Annotated in this window: 5 protein-coding genes; all 5 read right to left on the bottom strand. The window is 68.5% G+C overall.

All coding sequences use genetic code 11. From position 1 onward, the window contains the following. Nucleotides 1-427 (bottom strand): orotidine 5'-phosphate decarboxylase / HUMPS family protein (locus tag FVW20_RS09885; RefSeq protein ID WP_196609296.1); only part of this gene is annotated, 427 nt, incomplete at its 3' end. 5 nt (nt 428-432) lie between these two features. Further along, a complete protein-coding gene (gmk, locus tag FVW20_RS09880; protein WP_196609295.1) occupies nt 433-1,062 on the bottom strand; it encodes a guanylate kinase in 630 nt (209 codons plus the stop codon). Then, nucleotides 1,062-1,328: a DUF370 domain-containing protein gene (locus FVW20_RS09875; RefSeq protein ID WP_007523300.1), complete on the bottom strand. Its 267-nt coding sequence runs from the start codon at nt 1,326-1,328 to the stop codon at nt 1,062-1,064. The genes gmk and FVW20_RS09875 overlap by 1 nt, the downstream gene beginning before the upstream one ends. 83 nt (nt 1,329-1,411) lie before the next feature. After that, complete coding sequence (locus tag FVW20_RS09870; RefSeq protein ID WP_196609294.1) at nt 1,412-2,293, bottom strand: YicC/YloC family endoribonuclease; 882 nt, start codon at nt 2,291-2,293, stop codon at nt 1,412-1,414. 266 nt (nt 2,294-2,559) lie between these two features. Next, a partial coding sequence (locus FVW20_RS09865) for an ATP-binding protein (RefSeq protein WP_196609293.1) occupies nt 2,560-3,538 on the bottom strand: 979 nt, incomplete at its 5' end.

The following is a 3,538-nucleotide window of genomic DNA, read 5'->3' as shown; positions in this document are numbered from 1 at the left end:
CCGGGGCCACGCTGGTCAGCACGGTGACGCCCAGCAGGATCGGGGCAATCCCGTGCCCGCGCGCCGCCGCGCCCTCGGCCAGACCCTCCACCGCCGCGCGGCACATGCGTTCGCCGCCGGAAAGGTGGATGTTGCACATGTCCGCCCCGGTGGCCACGGCGGAACGCACCGCCCCGCGCACCGTGTTGGGAATGTCGTGAAACTTCAGGTCCAGGAACACGGGAAAGCCCATGTCCTGCAGGCGGGCCACCACCTCCGGTCCGCTGGCGGTGAACAGCTCCAGCCCCACCTTCATCCACAGGCGGCCCCCGGCGTCTTCCGCCGCGCCCGGCGCACCCGCCGTATCGGTCGCGCCGCGCAGCGCGCGGGCCATGGCCAGGGCCGCGTCCATGGTCGGATAATCCAGTGCGATGACAAGTTCGGCCATGCGGCTCACCGTCCTTCCCGCCACCCCTCCATCAGCCCCCCCACAAGGTCGGGGCTGCACGAGGGCGACAGCGTGGCCGCGATGTACGCGGCCCGCAGTTCGTCATAGGCGGTTTCCAGGTCTTCGTTGACGATCCAGGCGTTGAACCAGTGGGCCTGGTCCAGTTCCTTGGCGGCATTGGCAAGGCGGCGCTGGATGGTGGGTTCGTCGTCGGTGCCGCGCGCGCGCAGGCGGCGCTCCAGTTCCGCCCGCGAGGGCGGCAGGATGAACACGTAGCACCCCTGGCGCAGGCTGCCGCGCAGCTGGCTTGCGCCCTGCACGTCAATGTCGAAGATCACGTCGCGCCCGTCGCGCAGCATGTCCAGGGTGGCTTGAAGCGGGGTGCCGTAGAAGTTGCCGTGCACCTCTGCCCATTCGGCAAAGAAGCCTTCGTCACGCAGGCGGGTGAATTCGGCCACCGTGACGAAGTGGTAGTCGCGGCCATTCACTTCGCCCGTGCGCGGCTGGCGGGTGGTGTAGGAAATGGAGTAGGCGAAGCGGGGAAATTCCGCGAGCAGGCGTTTGGTCAGGGTGGTCTTGCCGGTGCCCGAGGGGGCGCACAGCACAAGCACGATGCCGGAGCGTTCACGGGCCATCAGTCGGCGTCCTCCTGCGTGTAGCGTTGGCCCACGGTTTCGGCCTGGATGGCCGAAAGGATGACGTGGTTCGAATCGGTGATGATGATGGAGCGGGTCTTGCGGCCCTGCGTGGCGTCCACCAGCCGCCCCTCCTGCCGCGCGTCCTCGCGCAGGCGGCGCATGGGCGACGACGAAGGGTTGACGATGGCCACCACGCGCGAGGCCACGACGAAGTTGCCGAAGCCCACGTTGATGAGCTTTTGCGATGACGGTTTCTGCTGCATGGCGTTCCGGCGTACCCCGTTGCCTCATGCCCGGCGCTGCGCCACATGCTGGGAATTGCCGGGCGCGGGCGGGCACGGGCTGGCTATTCGATGTTCTGCACCTGCTCGCGGTACTTTTCCAGTTCGCTCTTGAAGTCCACCACCAGGCGCGAGATCTGCGCGTCCTGGATCTTGTTGCCGCAGGTGTTGATCTCGCGGAAGCACTCCTGAAGCGTGAAGTCCAGGCGCTTGCCCGCGTCGCCGCCCTGGTCCATGAGTTCGCGCAGCCGGTCCAGGTGGGCGCGCAGGCGGGTCAGTTCCTCGCTTACGTCCAACTTGTCGGCCAGCAGGGTGATTTCCTGCAGGAAGCGCCCTTCGTCCAGTTCGCTCCCGGCGCGTTCCAGCAGTTCGGACAGGCGGTCGCGCACGCTCTGGAAGCGTTCTTCCTTGATGTCCGGGGCGCGTTCCTCGATGCGGGCCACCCACTCGTCCATGCGGATGATGCGCGAGGTCATGTCCATGGCCAGAGCCTTGGCCTCGCGGGCGCGCGATTCGTTCCAGTCTTCCAGCGCGGCGGCAAGGCCCGCCTCCAGCCCGGCCAGCAGTTCCTCGTCCGGCTCCGCACCCGCGTCCTCCCACAGAAAGGACAGGCCGAGCATGCGGTTGTAGTCCGGACTGTAGGCATCGCCGCGCGCGGCGGCGAAGGCGGCCAGGGTATCCAGCATGGCCGAGGCCTGGTTTTCGTTGAAGCCCACCACGCCCAGGTCGCCCCGGCGCAGTTGCAGCCCCAGGGTGATGTCAACACGGCCCCGCGTGGCGAACTTGCGCACCACCTTTTCGAAGCGCGGCTCAAGGTTGCGCACGAAAACGGGAAGCCGCCACTTCATGTCGAGGTGGCGGCCATTCACGCTGCGCACTTCCCAGGTCTGCGTCCAGTCGGCGTCTTCAAGGAAGCTGCGTCCGAAACCGGTCATGCTTCTGAGCATAGAAATCTCCTGCGGTTGCGCCCCGCGCGGCGGGCCGTGGCCCCGGAAAGACGGCGGCCATACGGCGGAGGACGGCGGGGCGGGGCGGACGGGAAGACCGGGACGCGGCGTGCGCCCGGCGTGGCCCCGAAGTACGCGAAAGCGCGGCTTGGCGCAACCGCGTAGGCGGGCCTGGAACAACGCGGAAAAACGGAAGGGAAGGCGGCGGACGGCGAGGGGCGCCAAACCCGCGCGGCCCGAAGGGGATTGCCGTCGGCAGCGCCCCGTCAGTTCGACAACCGTTGCAACACCCGGCGCAACACGTCGCGGTCCAGGGGCTTGGCGATGTAGTCGTCCATGCCCGACTCCAGGAACCGTTCGCGGTCTCCGCGCAAGGCATGGGCTGTCAGGGCCACGATGCGCGGACGCATCCGGCCCGAGTTGCGCGCAAGGTCGCTGATGCGCCGGGCGGCCTCGGTGCCGTCCATGCCGGGCATCTGGATGTCCATGAGGATGAGGTCGTAGTCAGCTTCACCTGCCGCGCGCACCGCATCGGCCCCGTTTTCCACGCACACCGCCCTGTGGCCTTCGCGTTCCAGCATGCGTTGCACCGTAAGCCGGTTGATCAGGTCATCTTCCGCCACCAGAACCCGCAATTCCCGTGTCGCCGCCTCCGTGGCCGCACGGCACTCCGCGCAGGAATCCGGAGATGCGGCGGGCGTGAAACCGGCACGCAGAGCAGCGTCAGGCACTCCGCCGGGCGTTCCGCCATGCGGCCTGCCGCCCGGCCCGTTCACACCGTTCCTCCCGCTGCCCCCGCCCATTTCATCCGTTTCGTCCGCTCCGTTCATTGCGACGGCGGCGTCCACCCTGGGCAGCGGCAGGCAGACATGGACGGAAGTGCCCACGCCCTCCTCGCTCTCCATGGTCATGGTGCCGCCCATGCGCTCCACCAGTCGGCGCACGATGCCAAGGCCGAGTCCCGCGCCCTGGTAGCGTCGGGTGGATGAACCATCCGCCTGCGCGAAGGGTTCGCAGACCACGGGCAGCTTTTCTTCCGGAATGCCGATGCCCGTATCGCGCACGGTGAGCAGCAGCCTGTCGCCGCCCACGGAACAGGCCAGGATGTCCACGCCGCCCTGATGCGTGAACTTCACCCCGTTGGCCACCAGATTGTACAGCACCTGGCGCAGCCGCGCCGCATCGCCGCGCACCCGCCGGGGCAGCGCATCGGCCATGAGTCCCAGCGCCAGCCCGCGCCGCCGC

It is taken from the genome of Nitratidesulfovibrio oxamicus, from assembly GCF_015731765.1.
Taxonomy (GTDB): Bacteria; Desulfobacterota; Desulfovibrionia; order Desulfovibrionales; family Desulfovibrionaceae; genus Cupidesulfovibrio; species Cupidesulfovibrio oxamicus.
Note: the sequence above shows the minus strand (reverse complement) of the source record. Positions and strands in the feature narration are given on the sequence as shown.